The following is an 18,539-nucleotide window of genomic DNA, read 5'->3' on the forward strand; positions in this document are numbered from 1 at the left end:
TCGAAACACCCCACGGACAGCACCACTCATCAAGGAATGTAATCGCACCATGAACCAGACTGCTCAAGCGCCCCATCACTTCACTCACTACCGCAAGGTGATTTCCCTCGCAGACCAGAACTGGCAGGGCACCGAAGCCGGAAAAATCTCAGGGCTGAATGTCGAGGTCAAGACACCCAATGTGCTGGTCGACCAATACGGTCGCACCTTCCATCACTTCTGTACCACGTCCTACCTGGGCCTGGACTATCACCCCGCGTTGCTGGACGGCGCCATGACTGCCCTGTGGGAAACCGGAACCCTGCGGGTCGCCAACTCAAGGAATCGCTGCAAGCTGGCGATCCTGGACCAGTACGAAACCCAATTGTCGGAGCTGTTTGGCGCCAGTTGCCTCAGTGCCCTGTCGTGCAGTGCGGCAAGCGCCGGTATCTTGCCGCTGCTGGCCAGCGGCGCGTTCACCAACCAGTGTTCGCCGGTCATGGTGTTCGACAAACACGCCCATTACTCGATGAACCACAGCAAGGCCGCCTGCGCCGATGAAACCCAGGTCGTCACCTGCCCGCACAACGACATGGATTTCATCGAAGACCTGTGCAAACGCCAGCGCTGCGTGGCGTACGTGGCCGACAGCGCCTATAGCATGGGCGGATTGGCGGACCTGGACAGCCTGATGTATCTCAAGCAGCGCTATGGCCTGTTTCTCTATCTGGACGACTCCCACGCGCTGTCTGCGGTCGGGGAGTCCGGCGCAGGCCTGGTCCGTTCGCGCGTCCCTGCCGTGGATGAACGCACCCTGATCGTTGCTTCATTGGCCAAGTCATTCGGCGCCAGTGGCGGGCTGGTCATGTTTGGCAGTGAACGGCACAAGGCGCTGGTGCAGCGTTACGGTGGCCCGAGCAATTGGTCCCAGAGCCTGAACGCAGCGGCCATCGGCGCCGGCATGGCGTCGATCCGCCTGCACCGCAGTCGAGAATTCAGCGCCCTGCAGGAGCGTTTGCAAGCTAATATCCGCTTCTTCGACAGCCTCGTGCGCACTGAACAGCGCGGCAATCCCATGGCAATCCGCATGGTGCCCTGCGGTGAAGCGGCCCTGGCCAACAGCCTGGCCGTCGAACTGGCCGAACTGGGGTACTTCACTTCAGCGGTCTTTTTCCCCGTGGTGCCGCAAGGCAAGGCCGCCATTCGCATTACCCTGCGCGCCGATATGGAGCCGAACGTGATTCGCTCGTTTTGCGAAAAGATCACCGAACTGCTGCTGACCCACGGGCGTGACATCCGCCCTTGAGACAGGACGCTCGATGAAGAACCGTACAACCCTGATCGTCACCTGCACCACCGTTTTCCTGGCCCAACTGGGCATGAGCATCTACTTGCCGGCCCTGCCCGATATCGCCCGGGACCTGGGCGCCGATGCGTCCCGGGTTTCCTGGGGCTTGTCGGTGTACCTGATCGGCATGGCGCTGCCGATGTTGCTGTGGGGCAGCCTGGGCCAGCGGTTGGGGCGCAAGCCGGTCTTGCTGGCGGCCTTGGGGTTGTACGGTTTGGGCAACCTGGCCCTGCCGCTGGGCACAACCGTGGAGGCGTTCCTGACGCTCAGGTTGATCCAGGGCATCGGCGCCAGCGGTATCTCGGTGATGGCGCGGGTCTTGATTCGGGACAGTTTCAGCGGCGATCTGTTGGCCAAGGCGCTGTCCTGGATATCGATCGCCTTTGTGATTGCCCTCGGTATCGGCCAGTATCTGGGCTCGCTGATCCAGGCCGCTTTCGGCTGGGAGGCGATTTTCCAGGGCTTGGGCGCCGTCAGCCTGGCGATGGCAGCGGCGGTGTCCCGGGCCAGGTTCCCGGTGCTGGTGCAAGCCGGCAACGGGCAATCGGCGTGGAGCATCTACGGGCAGATCCTGCGTCGACGCGCGTTCCTGCTGCCGGCCTTGGCGGGTGGGCTGGGTTACGGCGTGATCGTCGCCTTCAATACCGCCGCGCCATTGATCCTGCAGGAGAGCTTCCACTGGTCGCCCATTGAATACGGCCTGCTGGGCTGGCCGGTCAGTGCCGCGTACTTGCTTGGGGCGCTGGTGGTGAACGCTTTTGTACTGCGTACCGGTCAACGGCGAATGATGGGTTGGGGCATCGCCCTGGTGCTGGGCGGGAGCATGACCATGCTGGCAGGCAGCCTCACCCTGAGCAGCATCGCGCTGCTCTTCTGGCTGCCGTATTGCTTCGCGGTGTTTGGCCAGTCGTTGATCTACCCCATCAGCCTGTCCCTGGCCAACGAAGGCTCACCGGTGGCCGGCGCGTATGCCATGGCGTTGAGCGGATTCCTGCACCAACTGATGGCCTCGGTGATCGGTGCCATGGCCAGCCTGTTGTTGAGCCAACAGGCCTGGCCGCTGGCGGCGTTGTGCGCACTGTTGGGGGCGGCGGCGATGCTCTGTGTGAAGTTTGTGCCGCCCCGGGTCGCTTAGAACGCGCTGCGGAAAATCTCTTCGATCTGCCGCTGGTCCGCCGCCCGTGGGTTGGTCAGGCCGCAGGCGTCTTTCAAGGCGTTGGCGGCCAGCACCGGTACGTCATTGAGGCGTACGCCCAAATCACGCAAACCGGCCGGAATATCCACGTCAAGGGCCAGTTTACGGATCGCCGCAATGGCGTCGCGGGCGCCCTCTTCCGGGCTGAAGCCGCGCGTATCGGCGCCCATGGCATGGGCCACGTCGGTCAGGCGAACGGCGCACACCGAAGCGTTGAAGCTTTGCACATGAGGCAACAGCACTGCGTTGCAGACACCATGAGGCAGGTCGTAGAAGCCACCCAGCTGATGCGCCATCGCGTGCACGAAACCCAACGATGCATTGTTGAACGCCATCCCCGCGAGAAACTGCGCGTAGGCCATGTTCTCCCGCGCGACCAGGTCATTGCCGTCACGCACGGCCAGGCGCAGGTTGTTGCTGATCAGGGTGATGGCCTTCAGGGCGCAGGCATCGGTGATGGGGTTGGCCGCAGTGGAGACATAAGCCTCGATCGCGTGGGTCAGTGCATCCATGCCGGTGGCGGCTGTCAGGCCCTTGGGCATCGCCACCATCAGCGCCGGGTCGTTCACCGACATCAATGGGGTGACGTTGCGATCGACAATCGCCATTTTCACGTGGCGTGTCTCGTCGGTGATGATGCAAAAACGGGTCATTTCGCTGGCGGTGCCCGCCGTGGTGTTGATGGCGATCAGCGGCAACTGCGGCTTGCTCGAACGGTCGACGCCTTCATAATCACGAATCTGCCCGCCGTTGGTGGCGCACAGGGCGATGCCCTTGGCGCAATCGTGGGGCGAACCGCCACCCAGCGACACGACGAAATCACACTGGCTCTCCTTCAGCAGCCCCAGCCCGAGCTCGACATTGGCGATGCTTGGGTTGGGCTTGGCGCCGTCGAAAATCACCGAGTCGATGTCCTGTATCGCCAACAACTCGGCCACCTTGGTGGCGACGCCGGCCTTGGCCAGCCCCGCGTCGGTGACGATCAAAGCTTTGCGAAAGCCGTAGTTGCGAATAGCGGTCATCGCTTCATCGAGGCAGCCGAGCCCCATGATGTTCACGGCGGGAATGAAAAAAGTGCTGCTCATGGGGTCACGCTCCTGGTTGAGGCCGGATCGGCAGGGCCTACAGAATGACCGAGTAGTCATGACGCATCTTGATCTGGCTCAAGACTGGGTCGTGATAAAGTCGCGCCCTGCCTTTGCCACGTTTTGAGATGATCCTTGCGATGACCGATTTCCAGGAATACGACACCCGGCTCGAAGACTGGGAGGCCTTGCGCGCCGACACCGCCTTCAGCGGCCTGTTGGTGGGCAATGGGGCCAGCCGCGCAGTGTGGGATGATTTCGGCTATGACTCGCTGTTCGAAAATGCCCGCACCGTCGAGGAGAAACCCCTGAGCCCGTCGGAACTGAGCGTGTTCGATGCGATGCAGACGCGCAGCTTCGAACAGGTGCTCGCTGCGCTGAAAACCACCAGTCGGGTCAACAAGGCCCTGGCCGTCAGCTCCGCCGCCCCGCGTAACCGCTATTACGCGATCAAGGAAGCGCTGATCAACACCGTGCATGCGGTGCACATCCCATGGCGCCTGGTGCAACCGTCGACCCTGGCGACGCTCAACCAGGAGCTGAGCCGCTACCGCACGGTGTTCACCAGCAACTACGACCTGCTCAACTACTGGGCGATCCAGCAGGCACCCGAGAGCATCAGCGACCTGTTCTTCGGCGAAGACCACAGTTTCGACCTGAGCCGGGCGACCACGGACAAACCGCGCCTGCTGTACCTGCACGGCGGCCTGCACATGGTGCGCAACCAGGACGGCACGGCGCGCAAGCTCACGTCCAGCGAAGGCACCCTGCTGGGCAGTTTCGCCATCAACAACACGATCAAGACCCTCGACGACGTACCGTTGTTCGTCAATGAAGGCCCAAGCCAGGACAAGCTCAAGACCATCCGCAGCAGCGATTACCTGTCGTTCTGCTACGACCAGTTGCTGCAGCACGGCGACAACCTGTGCCTGTTCGGCCATGCCCTGGGCGAGCAGGACAACCACATTGTGCAAGCCTTGCGCCTGGCCGCACCGAAAACCGTGGCGATTTCAATCTATCCCCGTAGCCAGGCGTTCATCCAGCATCAGAAGCGGCATTACGCCAAGGTGTTCCAGGGACTGGAAGTGCAATTGCGCTTCTTCGATGCCAAGAGCCATCCGCTGGGCGATCCGAAACTGTCGGTGCCGGTGGAGGTTTAAAACACGTGTGGAGAGGGGATCCATGTGTGGGAGCAAAGCTTGCTCGCGATGAACGATGACTCGGTTAGCCTGCACAACCGCAGCGCCTGCATCGCGAGCAAGCTTTGCCCCCACACATAATTCCCCCGCCACAGGCTAGGCGCCCTTGTTGCCGTCCCGTCAGAGCGCAGCCACGGTCTTGTCCTTGATGACAGTCGTCGGTCCGTTGGCCTTTACGCTGGCGATGCCCTTGTCCCGGGCGGCGTCCGATGAATAAGCTTCACTGCTGCCAATCACTTCATGGTTGGCAGCCTTGAGGTTGAAGTACGGATGGCCATCCTTGGTGTTCTTGAGTTCATAGCGGTCGGTCAACGGACTGTTTTTCTGCACCGAAGCAATGCCACCGTCGACACCGCTGCGGGTGGTGTACAGCTCACTGGTCAAGATTGTCTCGGCGTTGGCCGCCTTGAGCACAAACCGAAACTGGCCACTGCTGCTTTTGCTGATTTCGTACCATCCGGACATGATTTTTCTCCTGGCAATGAAGACATGCCCCGAGAGTAAAGACCCGCCGCGCTTGCCCCGCCAGTCCGCTGTGCAGCGTCATTACAAGGTAATGGCCGTGCCCAGCAGCGTCAGGAAACCCGCCAGCCAGCTCGGGTGCGCAGGCCAGGCCGGTGCGGTTGCGAGGTTGCCCTGGACATGGCCCTGGGTCACGGGAATGTCGATATAGGTCCCGCCAGCCAGTCGGACTTCCGGGGCACACGCCGGGTAGGCGCTGCATTCGCGCCCTTCGAGGATGCCTGCCGCCGCCAGCAATTGCGCACCGTGGCACACCGCGGCAATCGGCTTGCCCGCCAGATCGAAATCGCGCACCAGTTGCAGGACGGTTTCATTCAAGCGCAGGTACTCCGGCGCTCGCCCACCCGGCACCAGCAGCGCGTCGTAGTCGGCGGCCTGGACGTTGGCGAAGTCATGGTTGAGGGCAAACAAGTGCCCCGGTTTTTCACTGTAGGTCTGGTCGCCTTCGAAATCGTGGATCGCCGTGCGCACCGTCTGTCCGGCGGTTTTGTCCGGGCACACGGCGTGCACGGTATGGCCGACCATCTGCAGGGCCTGGAACGGCACCATGACTTCATAATCTTCGACGTAATCGCCGACCAGCATGAGGATTTTCTTGGCGGGCATGGGAAGGGCTCCTTTGGGAATGCGTGGGTGGTTAACGCATTAAAGGTAGTCCGGAGTGTTGGCAGGCGAGCGATAACCGCTCATTACCTGACGGGCTGCACCTCAGCCCCTTGTGGGAGCGAGTCCTGTGGGAGCAAAGCTTGCTCGCGATGAACGATGGCGCGGTTCTAGCAGTTAAACCGTGTCGTCCTCATCGCGAGCAAGCTTTGCTCCCACAGGGTTCGGTATAGCTGCTTCAGGCGAGGTAACCATCCGCCCGCAGCAGCGTTTCGAGGCAATGCTCGGTAACGTGGTAGAAGGTCTTGAGTTCCTGGATCTTGGCCAGCAGCTCGGTGGGGTCCGCAGGTTCGGCGCGTTTGACGGCCAGGATCATCTTGTTTTTGTTGGTGTGGTCCAGGGAGATGAACTCGAAGACCTTGGTCTCGTAGCCGCAAGCTTCCAGGAACAGCGCTCGCAAGCTGTCGGTGACCATTTCCGCCTGCTGGCCCAGGTGCAGGCCGTATTGCAGCATCGGCTTGAGCAAGGCCGGGCTCTGGATCTGCAAGCGGATCTGCTTGTGGCAGCACGGCGAGCACATGATGATCGAGGCGCCCGAGCGAATGCCCATGTGGATCGCGTAGTCGGTAGCGATGTCGCAGGCGTGCAAGGCGATCATCACATCCACCGCGCTCGGCGCCACACTGCGCACGTCACCGTGCTGGAAGCTCAGGCCCGGGTGTTCCAGGCGCGCAGCGGCTTCGTTGCACAGCTTGACCATGTCTTCGCGCAGCTCGACTCCGGTCACCACGCCTTCAGCCTGCAAGGTGTTACGCAGGTAATCGTGGATGGCGAACGTCAGGTAGCCTTTGCCCGAACCGAAATCCGAAACCCGCACCGGTTTGTCCAGGGCCAGCGGCGAAGACGTCAGCGCATGGCTGAAGACCTCGATGAACTTGTTGATCTGCTTCCACTTGCGCGACATCGCCGGAATCAGCTCGTGCTTGTGGTTGGTCACGCCCAGGTCGGCCAGAAATGGCCGGCTCAGGTCGAGGAAGCGATTTTTCTCACGGTTGTGCTCGGCAGATGGCACTTCCCGCAGTTGCTGGGGCTTGCTCTTGAACAGCGAACTCTTGCCCTTCTTGCTGTACTCCAGCTGGGCCTCGTCGGTGACCGCCAGCAAATGCGCGTTCTTGAACGATGCCGGCAACAGCGCAGCAATGGTTTGCACCCCTTCGGCCAGCGGGAAATTCTTGGTGATGTCGCGGGTCTTGTAGCGGTAGACGAAGGACAGGCACGGCTGGTCCTTGACCGTCAGCTGCTTGATGATCAGCCGCTGGAGGTCCGCTTCTTCACCCACGTACTTGGCCAGCACCAGTTTGATGAAAGCGTTTTGTTCAAGGCTGGTGCGCAACAGCTCGATGAACTGGGCGTGGTGATCCGGCGCGGGACGGACGGGCGTTGCGGTGGCAGACATGGACAAGCGGCCTCGGGGCGGGGCGAATCGGGAATGGCGGTATTTTAGGGGGGATGGGCAGCGAGGGCACGGAAAAGTTCGTGTGGCGAGCAGTAGCCTCGGTGGGAGCAAGGCTTGCCCGCGATAAATACACCGCGATCCAGCAGGCTAAACCGAGCTATCGTTCATCGCGAGCAAGCTTTGCTCCCACAGGCTTGTGCTGGCAGGAAATTTTCAGCCCAGCACCACCAGCCGATTCGGCAGTTCATTGCGTTCCTGGGTCACCGGCACGTGCTCCTTGAGCAATTCGCCGCAAGCTTCGATGCAGGTCACGAAACCCTGCAGGGTCTGTCCCTGGCGAACCTGCTGGGTGAACGCTGCGACGATGGCATCCCAGCATTTGTTGTCCAGGCGCTTGGAAATGCCTTCGTCCACCAGGATTTCCACGTACCGCTCAGCCTCGCAGACAAAGATCAGCATCCCCGTGCTGCCCACCGTGTGGTGCAGGTTCTGTTCGAGGAATTGCCGGCGCGCCAGGTTGGAGGCCCGCCAGTGACGCACGGAACGGGGGATCAGGTGCGTGGTGATCCTGGGGATGCGAAACACCAGGCACAGCACAATGAAACTGACCCACTGCACCAGCAACAGGCTGTGCATCGTCAGCCAGCCGGAGAGGTAATGGACCACGCCGGGCACCACCAGGGCCAGCAGGCTGGCCCACAGCAGCGGGATATAGGCGTAGTCGTCGGCGCGGGCGGCCAGCACCGTGACCAGCTCGGCGTCGGTATGCCGCTCGACCCGGGCGATGGCCTCGGCGACCTTGCGTTGTTCGTGTTCAGTCAGTAATGCCATGTTAAAAGTGCCTGCTCATTATTATTGTCACCAGCCGCCCGACGAACCGCCGCCCCCGAAACTGCCACCGCCACCGCTGAAGCCCCCGCCGCCTCCGCCGCCGAAGCCTCCACCGGAACCGCCCGAACGGCTGGAGCCACCGCCTCCGGTCGGCAAGATACCGAGCATCTGGCAGACCAATATCGTCAAAATAAACAGTATCACCAGGAAGACGAACAGCCCGGGATGGCGCTCGACGAAATCACTCGGCTCTTGCTGCCCGTCCGTACTGTATGCCGGCGCCGGCTCGTCCAACGGGCTGCCGCCCAGCACCACCAGCATCGCCGCGACACCATCGCTGATGCCTTTGTTGAAGTTGCCGGTCTTGAAGGCCGGGGTGATCACCTGGTTGATGATCACCGAACTCTGCGCGTCGGTCAGGCGATCCTCCAGGCCGTAGCCCACCTCGATGCGCAGTTTACGGTCATCCCGGGCGATGATCAGCAGCGCGCCGTTGTTTTTATCCTTCTGCCCGATGCCCCAATGGCGCCCCAATTGATAGCCGAAGTCTTCGATGCTGCTGCCTTGCAGGTCCGCCAGCGTGACCACCACCACCTGTTCGCCGGTGGCCTGTTCATGGGCCTTTAGCTGCGCTTCCAGTTGTGCGCGCACCGACGGTTCGAGCATCTGGGCGGCGTCCACCACCCGCCCGGTCAATGCCGGAAACTTCAGCTCGGCCTGGGCCGTGATGGCAAACACCCAGAGCAACAGCACCAGGCCAAATTTCAACACGCGCATTGGAACTCCTGTGTGGGAGCGAGCTGGTGTGGGAGCTGAGCTTGCTCGCGATGAAGGCACCTCGGTCTTTCCAATGACCGCGTTATCGTTCATCGCGAGCAAGCTTTGTTCCCACAGGCTCGCTCCCACAGTTTTTTCAGAACTTCACTTCAGGGGCTTTTTCGGCATTGGGGCTGGTGGCCTCGAAGGTTTCGCGGATCGGCAGGTCGCTGTACATCACGCTGTGCCACAGGCGCCCCGGGAACGTGCGGATCTCGGTGTTGTACTTCTGCACAGCCAGGATGAAGTCGCGGCGGGCCACGGCGATGCGGTTCTCGGTGCCTTCAAGCTGCGATTGCAACGCCAGGAAGTTCTGGTTGGCCTTGAGGTCCGGGTAACGCTCGGACACCACCATCAGCCGGCTCAACGCGCCGGTCAGCTGGTCCTGGGCCTGCTGGAACTGCTTGAGTTTTTCCGGGTTGTCCAGGGTGCTGGCGTCGACCTGGATCGACGTCGCCTTGGCCCGCGCTTCAATCACTGCGGTCAGGGTTTCCTGCTCGTGCTGGGCGTAGCCCTTGACGGTTTCCACCAGGTTGGGAATCAGGTCGGCGCGGCGCTGGTACTGGTTCTGCACCTGGCCCCAGGCGGCCTTGGCCTGTTCGTCCAGGGTCGGGATGTTATTGATGCCGCAACCGGCCAGCAACGTAGTGAGCAGCATCAGGGCCAGCATCGGCAAGCTGCGAAGGTGGTTCAGTCGTGGATTCATCGGGTGGAGCTCTCCGTTGCATGACATTGGAAAAACACGGCCACCTATCTCACCGGCGCCTGGGGCATAATCTGCCGCCGCACTGGATTGAAACGGGTCGATGGGCTAAAAGATGCGCAGTGCGAAACTAAGTTCAGCCCAATGGGTTCGAAAGTGTGCTGCATTTAACTGAACAACAATAGCCGCTCCTCACATTTTGGCTGACCGGCGTGTCCTGATCACCGCCCTTTAGGCTTGCGAGAAAATTATTCATGAAGAAGCTGTGTTTGCTGGGCCTGTTTGTCAGTCTGGCCAGTCACCCCGTATTTGCCGACAACCTGCCAGCCCCCATAGAGAACAAGGACGCCTTCATCAGCAACCTGATGAAGCAGATGACCCTCGAAGAGAAGATCGGCCAATTGCGCCTGATCAGCATCGGCCCGGAAATGCCCCGGGAGATGATTCGCAAGGAAATCACCGCCGGCAACATCGGTGGCACGTTCAACTCCATCACCCGCGATGAAAACCGTCCGATGCAGGACGCGGCCATGCGCAGCCGGTTGAAGATCCCGATGTTCTTCGCCTATGACGTGATCCACGGCCACCGCACGATTTTCCCGATTCCCCTGGCCCTGGCCTCGAGCTGGGACATGGACGCGATCTACCACTCCGGCCGCATCGCGGCCAAGGAAGCGGCCGCCGACAGCCTGGACATCACCTTCGCGCCGATGGTCGATATTTCCCGCGACCCGCGCTGGGGCCGCACCTCCGAAGGTTTCGGCGAGGACACCTACCTGGTGTCGCGCATCGCCGGGGTGATGGTCAAGGCGTTCCAGGGCAACGGCGCCAACGCGGCCGACAGCATCATGGCCAGCGTCAAGCACTTCGCCCTGTACGGCGCGGTGGAAGGCGGCCGGGACTACAACACCGTGGACATGAGTCCGCTGAAAATGTACCAGGACTACCTGCCCCCCTACCGCGCCGCCATCGACGCGGGTGCCGGTGGGGTGATGGTCGCGCTGAACTCCATCAACGGCGTGCCGGCCACGGCCAACACCTGGCTGATGAACGACCTGCTGCGCAAGGAATGGGGCTTCAAGGGCCTGGCGGTCAGTGACCACGGCGCCATCTTCGAACTGATCAAGCACGGCGTCGCCAAGGACGGTCGCGAAGCGGCGAAACTGGCGATCAAGGCCGGCATCGACATGAGCATGAACGACTCGCTCTATGGCAAGGAACTGCCAGGCTTGCTCAAGGCCGGTGAAATCGAGCAGAGCGACATCGACAACGCCGTGCGCGAAGTGCTCGCGGCCAAATACGACATGGGCCTGTTCAAGGACCCGTACCTGCGCATCGGCAAGGCCGAGGACGACCCGGCCGACACCTACGCCGAAAGCCGCCTGCACCGCTCCGACGCCCGTGACGTGGCGCGCCGCAGCCTGGTCCTGCTGGAAAACCGCAACCAGACCCTGCCCCTGAAGAAGACGGCGAAAATCGCCCTGGTCGGCCCGTTGGCCAAGGCACCGATCGACATGATGGGCAGTTGGGCTGCGGCCGGGCGGCCGGCGCAGTCGGTCACCCTGTTCGACGGCATGACCCGCGCCCTGGGCGCTGACTCGAAGCTGATCTACGCCCGTGGCGCCAACATCACCGGCGACAAGAAGGTGCTCGACTACCTGAACTTCCTCAACTTCGATGCCCCGGAAGTGGTAGACGACCCGCGTCCGGCCCAGGTGCTGATCGACGAAGCGGTAAAAGCCGCCAAGGATGCCGATGTGGTGGTGGCCGCCGTAGGCGAGTCCCGTGGCATGTCTCATGAATCGTCGAGCCGTACCGACCTGAACATCCCGGCCAGCCAACGCGAGCTGATCAAGGCCTTGAAGGCTACCGGCAAGCCTCTGGTGCTGGTGCTGATGAATGGCCGTCCGCTGGCGTTGCTGGACGAGAAGCAGCAGGCCGATGCGATCCTGGAAACCTGGTTCAGCGGCACCGAAGGCGGCAACGCCATCGCCGACGTGCTGTTCGGCGACTACAACCCATCGGGCAAACTGCCGATCACCTTCCCACGCTCGGTGGGGCAGATTCCGACCTACTACAACCACCTGAGCATCGGCCGGCCATTCACGCCGGGCAAGCCGGGCAACTACACCTCGCAGTATTTCGATGACACCACCGGCCCGCTCTATCCGTTCGGTTACGGCTTGAGCTACACCGAGTTCAGCCTGTCGGACATGGCCCTGTCGTCGACCACGCTGAACAAGACCGGCAAGCTCGATGCCAGCGTGACATTGGAAAACACCGGCAAGCGTGACGGCGAAACCGTGGTGCAGCTGTACATCCAGGATGTGACCGGCTCGATCATTCGCCCGGTGAAGGAACTGAAGAACTTCCGCAAGGTGATGCTCAAGGCCGGCGAGAAGAAAGTCATCCACTTCACCATCGCCGAGGACGACCTGAAGTTCTTCAATGCCCAACTCAAGTACGCGGCGGAACCGGGCAAGTTCAACGTGCAGATCGGCCTGGATTCCCAGGACGTGAAGCAGCAGAGTTTTGAGTTGCTCTGATCCCCAGGCAACACAAGAACCATGTGGGAGCGAGCTTGCTCGCGATAGCGGCTTAACATTCAACTCAGATGTTGAATATCAGACCGCCATCGCGAGCAAGCTCGCTCCCACAGTTGTATCTGGGTGTTCGGGCTAGCCGCGTCGATCCAGCAAGTTCACCACCACCCGATCCACCAACCCCCACACCCGCTGCTTGAAGCGCTTCCACAATGGCCGGCGCTGCCAGGCGTCGAGGCTGACTTGCAGGCTCTGGGTGAAGTCCCGCTCGAAACTGGCCGCCACTGCACTGCTGAGCCTGGAATCCAGGGCTTCGAGGTTGGCTTCCAGGTTGAAGCGCAGGTTCCAGTGATCGAAATTGCAGGAGCCGATACTGACCCAGTCGTCCACCAGCACCATCTTCAGGTGCAGGAAACACGGCTGGTATTCGAAGATTTTCACGCCAGCCTTGAGCAATCGCGGGTAGTAACGGTGCCCGGCGTAGCGCACGGACGGGTGATCGGTGCGCGGGCCGGTCAGCAGCAGGCGCACGTCGATGCCGCGGGCGGCGGCCTTGCGCAAGGAACGGCGCACGTTCCAGGTCGGCAAAAAATACGGCGTCGCCATCCAGATGCGTTTCTGGCCGCTGTTCAATGCCCGCGACAGCGATTGCAGGATGTCGCGATGCTGGCGGGCGTCGGCATACGCCACCCGGCCCATGCCCTCACCCACCGGTGGTACGCGCGGCAGACGCGGCAAGCCGAAGTTGGACGCCGGTTTCCAGGCTCGCCGATGGCGGTTGGCGAGCCACTGGCGGTCGAACAGCAACTGCCAGTCGAGCACCAGCGGGCCGACTATTTCCACCATCACCTCGTGCCACTCACTGCGGTCGTCGAGGGGGTTCCAGAATTCATCGGTCACCCCGGTGCCGCCAACCACCGCCAAGCGTTGGTCCACCAACAACAGCTTGCGGTGATCCCGGTAAAGGTTGCGCACCCAGCGGCGCCAGCTCAGGCGATTGTAGAAACGCAACTCCACCCCAGCCTCGGTCAGACGCTTGCGCAGGGCCAGGGTAAACGCCAGGCTGCCGTAGTCATCGAACAGGCACCGCACGCGAACGCCACGCTCGGCGGCCTGCACCAGCGCCTGGACCATCGCCTCGGCGCAAGTACCCGCCTCCACCAGATAGAGTTCCAGCTCGACCTGTTCCTGGGCACGGGCGATTTCCACCAGCATGCGCGGGAAGAACTGCGGGCCATCGATCAACAGCTCGAAGCGATTGCCTTCTCGCCAGGGAAAAACCGCGCCGCTCATGTCAGCGCGCCGTAAAAATCAGCACCGCATTCACCGGCACCGAGAGGCTGATGGCCGACAACCCGGCCAGGTTTCGCAGCTTTTCCAGCCCCGGCGCCAGATCGAAATCCGCCGCGTTGAGCACCACCGGTTCCAGGGTCACCACTTGGAAGCGGCGTTCGTCCAGGCGCGTCGCCAGCAGTTCGACGTTGTATTCGTGCTGCTTGCCGTGCAGGTTCACCGTCAGCGGCAGGCGCAATTCCAACTGCGCGCCGCTGGCCAGGTCCTGGATCGGCGCCAGGTCGATCTTGGCGGTGACGGTGGCTTCGGCAAATTGTTTGATCTCGAACAGCTCGGCCCGCATGCGCTCATCGCGCAGAGGAATGCCGCTGTTGATGGATTCCAGCTCCACTTCCAGGCGCGCCAAGCCCTCGGGCTGGACTTGACCGTGCAGCACCAGGAAACGCTGGACCTCGGAAACATTGCCGTTTTTGCTGCTGATAAACGACAGCCGCGACGACTCGCCGTCCAGGTACCAGTCGGCCTGGGCTGGCAACGCGGCGCAGGCCAGCAGCAAGCTGGCGGCAGCGTGAGGGAAAAACCGCTTGAACATACACACTCGCAGGGCACATAAACCTGTGGCGAACCTTAACCGGGCCGAGGGCGCTTGCAAACTGTCTGTTTCAACAACTGCCCAGGAATACAGAGAACCTGGGGTGAAGGGGTTTATCTATGGGAGCAGGGCTTGCCAAAGGTTGGTTCAGGGCTCCAACCGACACCCCTGCCGCTCCCCCATCCACCGCGCGCTGTTGCTACGCCCCAACCCGCTGACGGTGATGCGTTTCGCTTCAGCGGTCTCGAGAAAGTCGCTGATGGGCACCGACTGCTTCACATAGCCACGGCAGTAGTCCGCCGATTGCTCCATCACGTAGCGGCACGAGCAGTATTCCTTGGCGGTGTAGGCACTGATGATGTCGGGGAAGGCCCGCAATGCCACCCGCTCCAGCCAGACCCAACTGAACAGGGCGATGAGCAGCACCGACAACAGGGTGAGCAACACTTTGCGCTTCATGGTTGCACCGTCCCGGCGAACGCCGCCATGGCGCGCTTGAGCAGTTCGTTATGGCGATAGCTGCCGTCGCGGTCGTCGCCGTAGCGCACAATCACCAGTTTGGCGCTGGGGATGACATACAGCGCCTGGCCCCAATGGCCCAGCGCGGCAAAGGTATCCGGCGGCGCATCGGGCCAGGGGTGGATTGCCGGATCGGCGGCGCGGTTGAGCCACCAATGCCCGCCGGGCACGGCTTCGTCCTGGCCGGCCTGGAAGTGGGCAAAAGGCTGGCGATTGAACGCGACCCACGCCATGGGTACCAGTTGCCGTTCGCCCCAGCGGCCGTCCCGCTGCATCAACAACCCGACACGCGCCAGGTCCCGTGCGGTGAGGTAGGCATAGGACGATCCCACGAACGTGCCGCTGGCGTCGGTTTCCCAAGTGGCGTGGCGGATGCCGAGGGGCTCGAACAAGGCCGTCCAGGGGTAGTCGGGGTAGCGCACCGGGCCGACGATGGTTTTCAAGGCCACCGCCAGCAAGTTGCTGTCACCGCTGGAATAACGGAACGCCTGCCCCGGCGGACTGGCGCTTTCATGCTGCGCAGTGAACGCCGCCATGTCATGACGCCCACGGGTATAAAGCATCGCCACCACTGAAGAGTTGAGCGGCGCGTATTCGTAGTCTTCCTGCCAGTCCAGGCCTGAGGCCCAGTGGAAAAGATCGGCCAGGGTCAGGCCCGGGTGCCGGCTCAGTGGCGGGTAGTACTTGGCGGCCGGGTCTTGCAGGCCAAACAGTTTTTCACCGTAGGCCACGCCAAACACCGTCGCCAGCAGGCTTTTGCTGATGGACCAGGTCAGGTGCGGGGTCTGGGCGCTGGTCGGCCCGGCGTAGCGTTCGTAGACCAGCCGACCGTCCTGGATCACCAGCAGCGCGTCGGTGCGGATGCCCTCGCGGCTCGCATCGTCCCGGGGTGGGAAGGCGTATTGCTCCAGGGTTTCGATGGCTGGCCCGCTCGGGGTCGAGCCAATTGGCCATTGCTCGCCGGGCCAGTCTTCGGCGTGGGCGCTCAGGTTGAGCAACAGCAGCGGGATCAGGAACCAGCCTTTGGACATGCTTGGGGCTCGCAGGATTGAACCTTCAGAGCCTATTCAGACTTGATGACAGTTTCGAGGCTTGTGTGACCCCCTGTGGGAGCGAGCTTGCTCGCGATAGCTGTTTGTCAGTCGCCATATGCTTAGCTGACACTCCGCTATCGCGAGCAAGCTCGCTCCCACAGGGGTCAGTCGCTTGAAGGACTAACCCAACGCCTTGGCCAAGCGCTTGGCCCGCGCCCCCGCCCCAATCTCCATCACGCCTTTATCCCGCGTCCACATCTCGCGCCACGTCGCAGGCCCGGCGGCCAGGGCAGCGTTGAGTTCGCCGTCGAGCCCCTGGAACTGGGCGAACAACCCGCCCAGCAGCACATGCCCGACCGCACTGGACGGGTTATGCCGACTCACCTCCGCGCAACCGGCGAGCAACGCCAGCAGGCGCAATTGCAACGCCTGGGGCCAGGCAGATTCCTGCCCGACGCCATACAACCAGGCAGTCATCGCACTGAGCACATAAAGGTCTTCCAGGGTGCGGAACGGTTTGACGTAGGCATCCCAACCGTCGCCTGCCAGCAACTCGCACAGCGCGCCGTCGAGCAGGACGCGGCCATGGCTGATGTCCGGCATCAGGGCAATGGCGGGCAGTTTTTCCAGGGTTACGCCGGGCTCACCCGCATAGGCCACTGCCAGGTTAAGCCGTGGCGTTTCACCGGGTGCTTCGCAGCGAGCGGCAATCAGCAGCCACTCGGCGGCATCGCCGGCGGTGACGAAATCCTTGCGTCCGCTCAGGCGCAAGTCGTCGAGGCGGGTTTGCATGTCCGCCGGGCGCAGGCTGCGCTGTTCGGTGGCACACAAGGCGCCGAGGCTCTGGGGCGCGCTGGGCCAAAGCACCCGCAGCGCCGCCTGATACCCCACCAGGAAGGCCAGCCCCGGTGTCGCCATCAACCGCGCCCCGGTTACGGCCAGTTCGAACGGCGTCACCGGCCCCAAGCGTTGCAACAACGCTGAATATCCTTCGGCCAGGTCCGGATGGGCGGGCAGGCGTTCGCCGCGTTCAATCAGGGTGTGCCAGGGCATGGGGGCTCCTCGAGGGCTGTCATATAAGCATCACCAAAGCTTCATGGGGATGACACCGGGGCTACATAGCCTGACTTTGCACAACATGGCTGCATAAAGAAAGTCGACAGGCTGCAACTGAACAGCCCGCACGGAGATTCGCTATGACCCAGATCGCCCGCATCAGCGACACCGGCAATGAACGCCGCCTGCAAGCCGAACGCCTGATCGGCGCCCAAGCCTTGCAAGAAGCACAGGCCCTGCGTTTCAACGTCTTCAGCGGCGAATTCAACGCCAAGCTCAAGGGCGCGGAAATGGGTCTGGACATGGATGACTATGATGTTCACTGCGCCCACATCGGCGTACGCGACCTGAACACCGGCCGCCTCGTGGCGACCACTCGCCTGCTCGACCACCAGGCCGCCAGCAGCCTGGGCCGGTTCTACAGCGAAGAAGAATTCAGCCTCCACGGCCTGGTCCATCTCAAGGGCCCAATCCTGGAAATCGGTCGTACCTGCGTCGACCCGGCCTACCGCAACGGCGGCACCATCGCGGTGCTCTGGGGCGAACTGGCCGAAGTCCTGAACGAAGGCGGCTACAGCTACCTGATGGGCTGCGCGAGCATTCCGATGCAGGACGGCGGTATCCAGGCCCAGGCGATCATGCAGCGCCTGCGCGAACGCTACCTGTGCACCGAACACCTGCAAGCCGTGCCGAAAAAACCCTTGCCGACCCTGGACTTGCCGTCCAACGTCATCGCCGAGATGCCACCGCTGCTCAAGGCCTACATGCGCCTGGGCGCGAAGATTTGCGGCGAACCGTGCTGGGACGAGGATTTCCAGGTGGCCGACGTGTTCATCCTGCTCAAGCGCGACGAGCTCTGCCCGCGCTACGCCCGCCACTTCAAGGCGGCGGTCTGATGAGCCGGCTGCGGGTGTACGCGCGAATCGCGCGAGTATTGCTGGTGGTGGCGCTGGGCCTGAGCATGGCCAGCGTGTTCGGCCTGTTCGAACGTGCAGGAATCGCCAACTCGATGGTCCGTCGCCAGCGCTGGTCACGGTTCTTCATGGCACGGCTGAGCCGTGCCCTGCCCTTTTCAGTCACCGTCCACGGTCAACTGCCGCAACGGCCGATGCTGTGGGTCAGCAACCATGTTTCCTGGACCGACATCCCGTTGCTGGGGATGCTCACGCCGCTGTCGTTCCTGTCCAAGGCCGAAGTGCGCACCTGGCCGGTCGCCGGATGGCTGGCAGCCAAGGCCGGCAGCCTGTTTATCCGGCGCGGTTCGGGTGACAGCCAATTGATTCGCAAGCAAATGAGCCGCCACCTGGAACAAGCCCATCCGCTGTTGATGTTCCCGGAAGGCACCACCACCGATGGCCGCACCCTGCGCACCTTCCACGGCCGCTTGTTGTCGGCGGCCATCGATGCCGATGTCGCGTTGCAGCCGGTGGCGATCCGTTACCTGCGCAACGGCGAGCCGGATTCGCTGGCGCCGTTCATTGGCGATGATGATTTGCTGTCGCACCTGATGCGCTTGTTTGCCAATGATCGGGGTGAGGTGGAAATCCATCTGCTGGAACCGATTGCCTGCCACGGCCAGGAACGCGCGGCACTGGCATTCCAGGCGCAGCAGGCGGTGCACAAGGCGTTGTTCGGGGCGCTTCCAGAAAAACAGCAAGCGCCGATGCGACCTGCTGCGATTGCGGCCTGATTCGGATCGCTACGCAGCCCCTTGTGGGAGCGAGCTTGCTCGCGATAGCGGCTTAACATTCAGCAGATGTGCTGG

18 protein-coding genes are annotated in these 18,539 nt (G+C 62.4%); 6 read left to right on the forward strand and 12 right to left on the reverse strand.

The genetic code is table 11. The annotated features are described in order from the left end of the window. Positions 1–49: 49 nt before the first annotated feature. Together AB4O09_RS23725 and AB4O09_RS23730 are read left to right on the forward strand one after the other, a co-directional pair. On the forward strand, positions 50–1,285 hold the full coding sequence (locus AB4O09_RS23725; protein ID WP_003198711.1) for an aminotransferase class I/II-fold pyridoxal phosphate-dependent enzyme: 1,236 nt from the start codon (positions 50–52) through the stop codon (positions 1,283–1,285). Positions 1,286–1,298: 13 nt separating this feature from the next. Then, positions 1,299–2,462, forward strand: a complete 1,164-nt coding sequence (locus AB4O09_RS23730; RefSeq protein ID WP_003198708.1) for an MFS transporter — start codon at positions 1,299–1,301, stop codon at positions 2,460–2,462. On the opposite strand, the gene yiaY is transcribed toward AB4O09_RS23730, so the two are convergent. Continuing rightward, positions 2,459–3,607, reverse strand: coding sequence for an L-threonine dehydrogenase (gene yiaY / locus AB4O09_RS23735; RefSeq protein WP_003198706.1), 1,149 nt, complete (start codon positions 3,605–3,607; stop codon positions 2,459–2,461). The two genes, AB4O09_RS23730 and yiaY, sit on opposite strands and share 4 nt — an antisense overlap. A 140-nt stretch (positions 3,608–3,747) precedes the next feature. Here yiaY and AB4O09_RS23740 point away from each other — a divergent pair, with 140 nt between their 5' ends. Then, complete coding sequence (locus tag AB4O09_RS23740) at positions 3,748–4,767, forward strand: DUF4917 family protein (RefSeq protein ID WP_053161997.1); 1,020 nt, start codon at positions 3,748–3,750, stop codon at positions 4,765–4,767. Positions 4,768–4,926: 159 nt separating this feature from the next. On the opposite strand, the gene AB4O09_RS23745 is transcribed toward AB4O09_RS23740, so the two are convergent. The 6 genes from AB4O09_RS23745 to AB4O09_RS23770 all read right to left on the reverse strand — a co-directional run bounded on the left by AB4O09_RS23745 (position 4,927) and on the right by AB4O09_RS23770 (position 9,740). Next, positions 4,927–5,271, reverse strand: a complete 345-nt coding sequence (locus AB4O09_RS23745; RefSeq protein WP_053161995.1) for a YegP family protein — start codon at positions 5,269–5,271, stop codon at positions 4,927–4,929. A gap of 81 nt (positions 5,272–5,352) precedes the next feature. After that, positions 5,353–5,934, reverse strand: a complete 582-nt coding sequence (locus tag AB4O09_RS23750; RefSeq protein ID WP_003198700.1) for a DJ-1/PfpI family protein — start codon at positions 5,932–5,934, stop codon at positions 5,353–5,355. Positions 5,935–6,169: 235 nt separating this feature from the next. Further along, the gene (locus tag AB4O09_RS23755; RefSeq protein WP_028236967.1) at positions 6,170–7,387 is read right to left on the reverse strand and encodes a class I SAM-dependent methyltransferase; all 1,218 of its coding nucleotides are present in this window, start codon (positions 7,385–7,387) and stop codon (positions 6,170–6,172) included. Positions 7,388–7,600: 213 nt separating this feature from the next. Beyond that, positions 7,601–8,218 carry a TPM domain-containing protein gene (locus AB4O09_RS23760; RefSeq protein WP_003198695.1) on the reverse strand — a complete coding sequence of 206 codons (618 nt, stop codon included), beginning with the start codon at positions 8,216–8,218 and terminating at the stop codon, positions 7,601–7,603. A 27-nt stretch (positions 8,219–8,245) separates the two neighbouring features. Then, complete coding sequence (locus AB4O09_RS23765; protein ID WP_003198694.1) at positions 8,246–8,995, reverse strand: TPM domain-containing protein; 750 nt, start codon at positions 8,993–8,995, stop codon at positions 8,246–8,248. Positions 8,996–9,131: 136 nt separating this feature from the next. Next, on the reverse strand, positions 9,132–9,740 hold the full coding sequence (locus AB4O09_RS23770; RefSeq protein ID WP_003198691.1) for a LemA family protein: 609 nt from the start codon (positions 9,738–9,740) through the stop codon (positions 9,132–9,134). Positions 9,741–9,991: 251 nt separating this feature from the next. Between AB4O09_RS23770 and bglX the strand changes: the two genes are divergently transcribed. Then, entirely contained in the window at positions 9,992–12,283 is a 2,292-nt protein-coding gene (gene bglX / locus AB4O09_RS23775; protein WP_053161993.1) for a beta-glucosidase BglX, read from the forward strand. A 132-nt stretch (positions 12,284–12,415) separates the two neighbouring features. On the opposite strand, the gene AB4O09_RS23780 is transcribed toward bglX, so the two are convergent. From AB4O09_RS23780 to AB4O09_RS23800, 5 genes are all read right to left on the reverse strand, one after another. Continuing rightward, positions 12,416–13,573: a phospholipase D-like domain-containing protein gene (locus AB4O09_RS23780; protein WP_003198687.1), complete on the reverse strand. Its 1,158-nt coding sequence runs from the start codon at positions 13,571–13,573 to the stop codon at positions 12,416–12,418. A gap of 1 nt (position 13,574) precedes the next feature. Then, entirely contained in the window at positions 13,575–14,165 is a 591-nt protein-coding gene (locus AB4O09_RS23785) for a YceI family protein (protein ID WP_003198685.1), read from the reverse strand. 147 nt (positions 14,166–14,312) lie between these two features. Beyond that, positions 14,313–14,624, reverse strand: a complete 312-nt coding sequence (locus tag AB4O09_RS23790) for a hypothetical protein (protein ID WP_003198684.1) — start codon at positions 14,622–14,624, stop codon at positions 14,313–14,315. Further along, positions 14,621–15,715, reverse strand: a complete 1,095-nt coding sequence (locus tag AB4O09_RS23795) for a serine hydrolase domain-containing protein (protein ID WP_460107563.1) — start codon at positions 15,713–15,715, stop codon at positions 14,621–14,623. The genes AB4O09_RS23790 and AB4O09_RS23795 overlap by 4 nt, the downstream gene beginning before the upstream one ends. 183 nt (positions 15,716–15,898) lie before the next feature. Further along, complete coding sequence (locus AB4O09_RS23800; protein WP_100264217.1) at positions 15,899–16,771, reverse strand: acyl-CoA dehydrogenase family protein; 873 nt, start codon at positions 16,769–16,771, stop codon at positions 15,899–15,901. Positions 16,772–16,914: 143 nt separating this feature from the next. Between AB4O09_RS23800 and olsB the strand changes: the two genes are divergently transcribed. Together olsB and AB4O09_RS23810 are read left to right on the forward strand one after the other, a co-directional pair. Further along, positions 16,915–17,670: an L-ornithine N(alpha)-acyltransferase gene (olsB, locus tag AB4O09_RS23805; RefSeq protein WP_460107565.1), complete on the forward strand. Its 756-nt coding sequence runs from the start codon at positions 16,915–16,917 to the stop codon at positions 17,668–17,670. Then, positions 17,670–18,464, forward strand: coding sequence for a lysophospholipid acyltransferase family protein (locus tag AB4O09_RS23810; protein WP_003198676.1), 795 nt, complete (start codon positions 17,670–17,672; stop codon positions 18,462–18,464). Before olsB ends, AB4O09_RS23810 begins: the two co-directional genes overlap by 1 nt. The last annotated feature ends 75 nt before the right edge of the window (positions 18,465–18,539 follow it).

Source organism: Pseudomonas sp. H1_F01, from assembly GCF_054681425.1.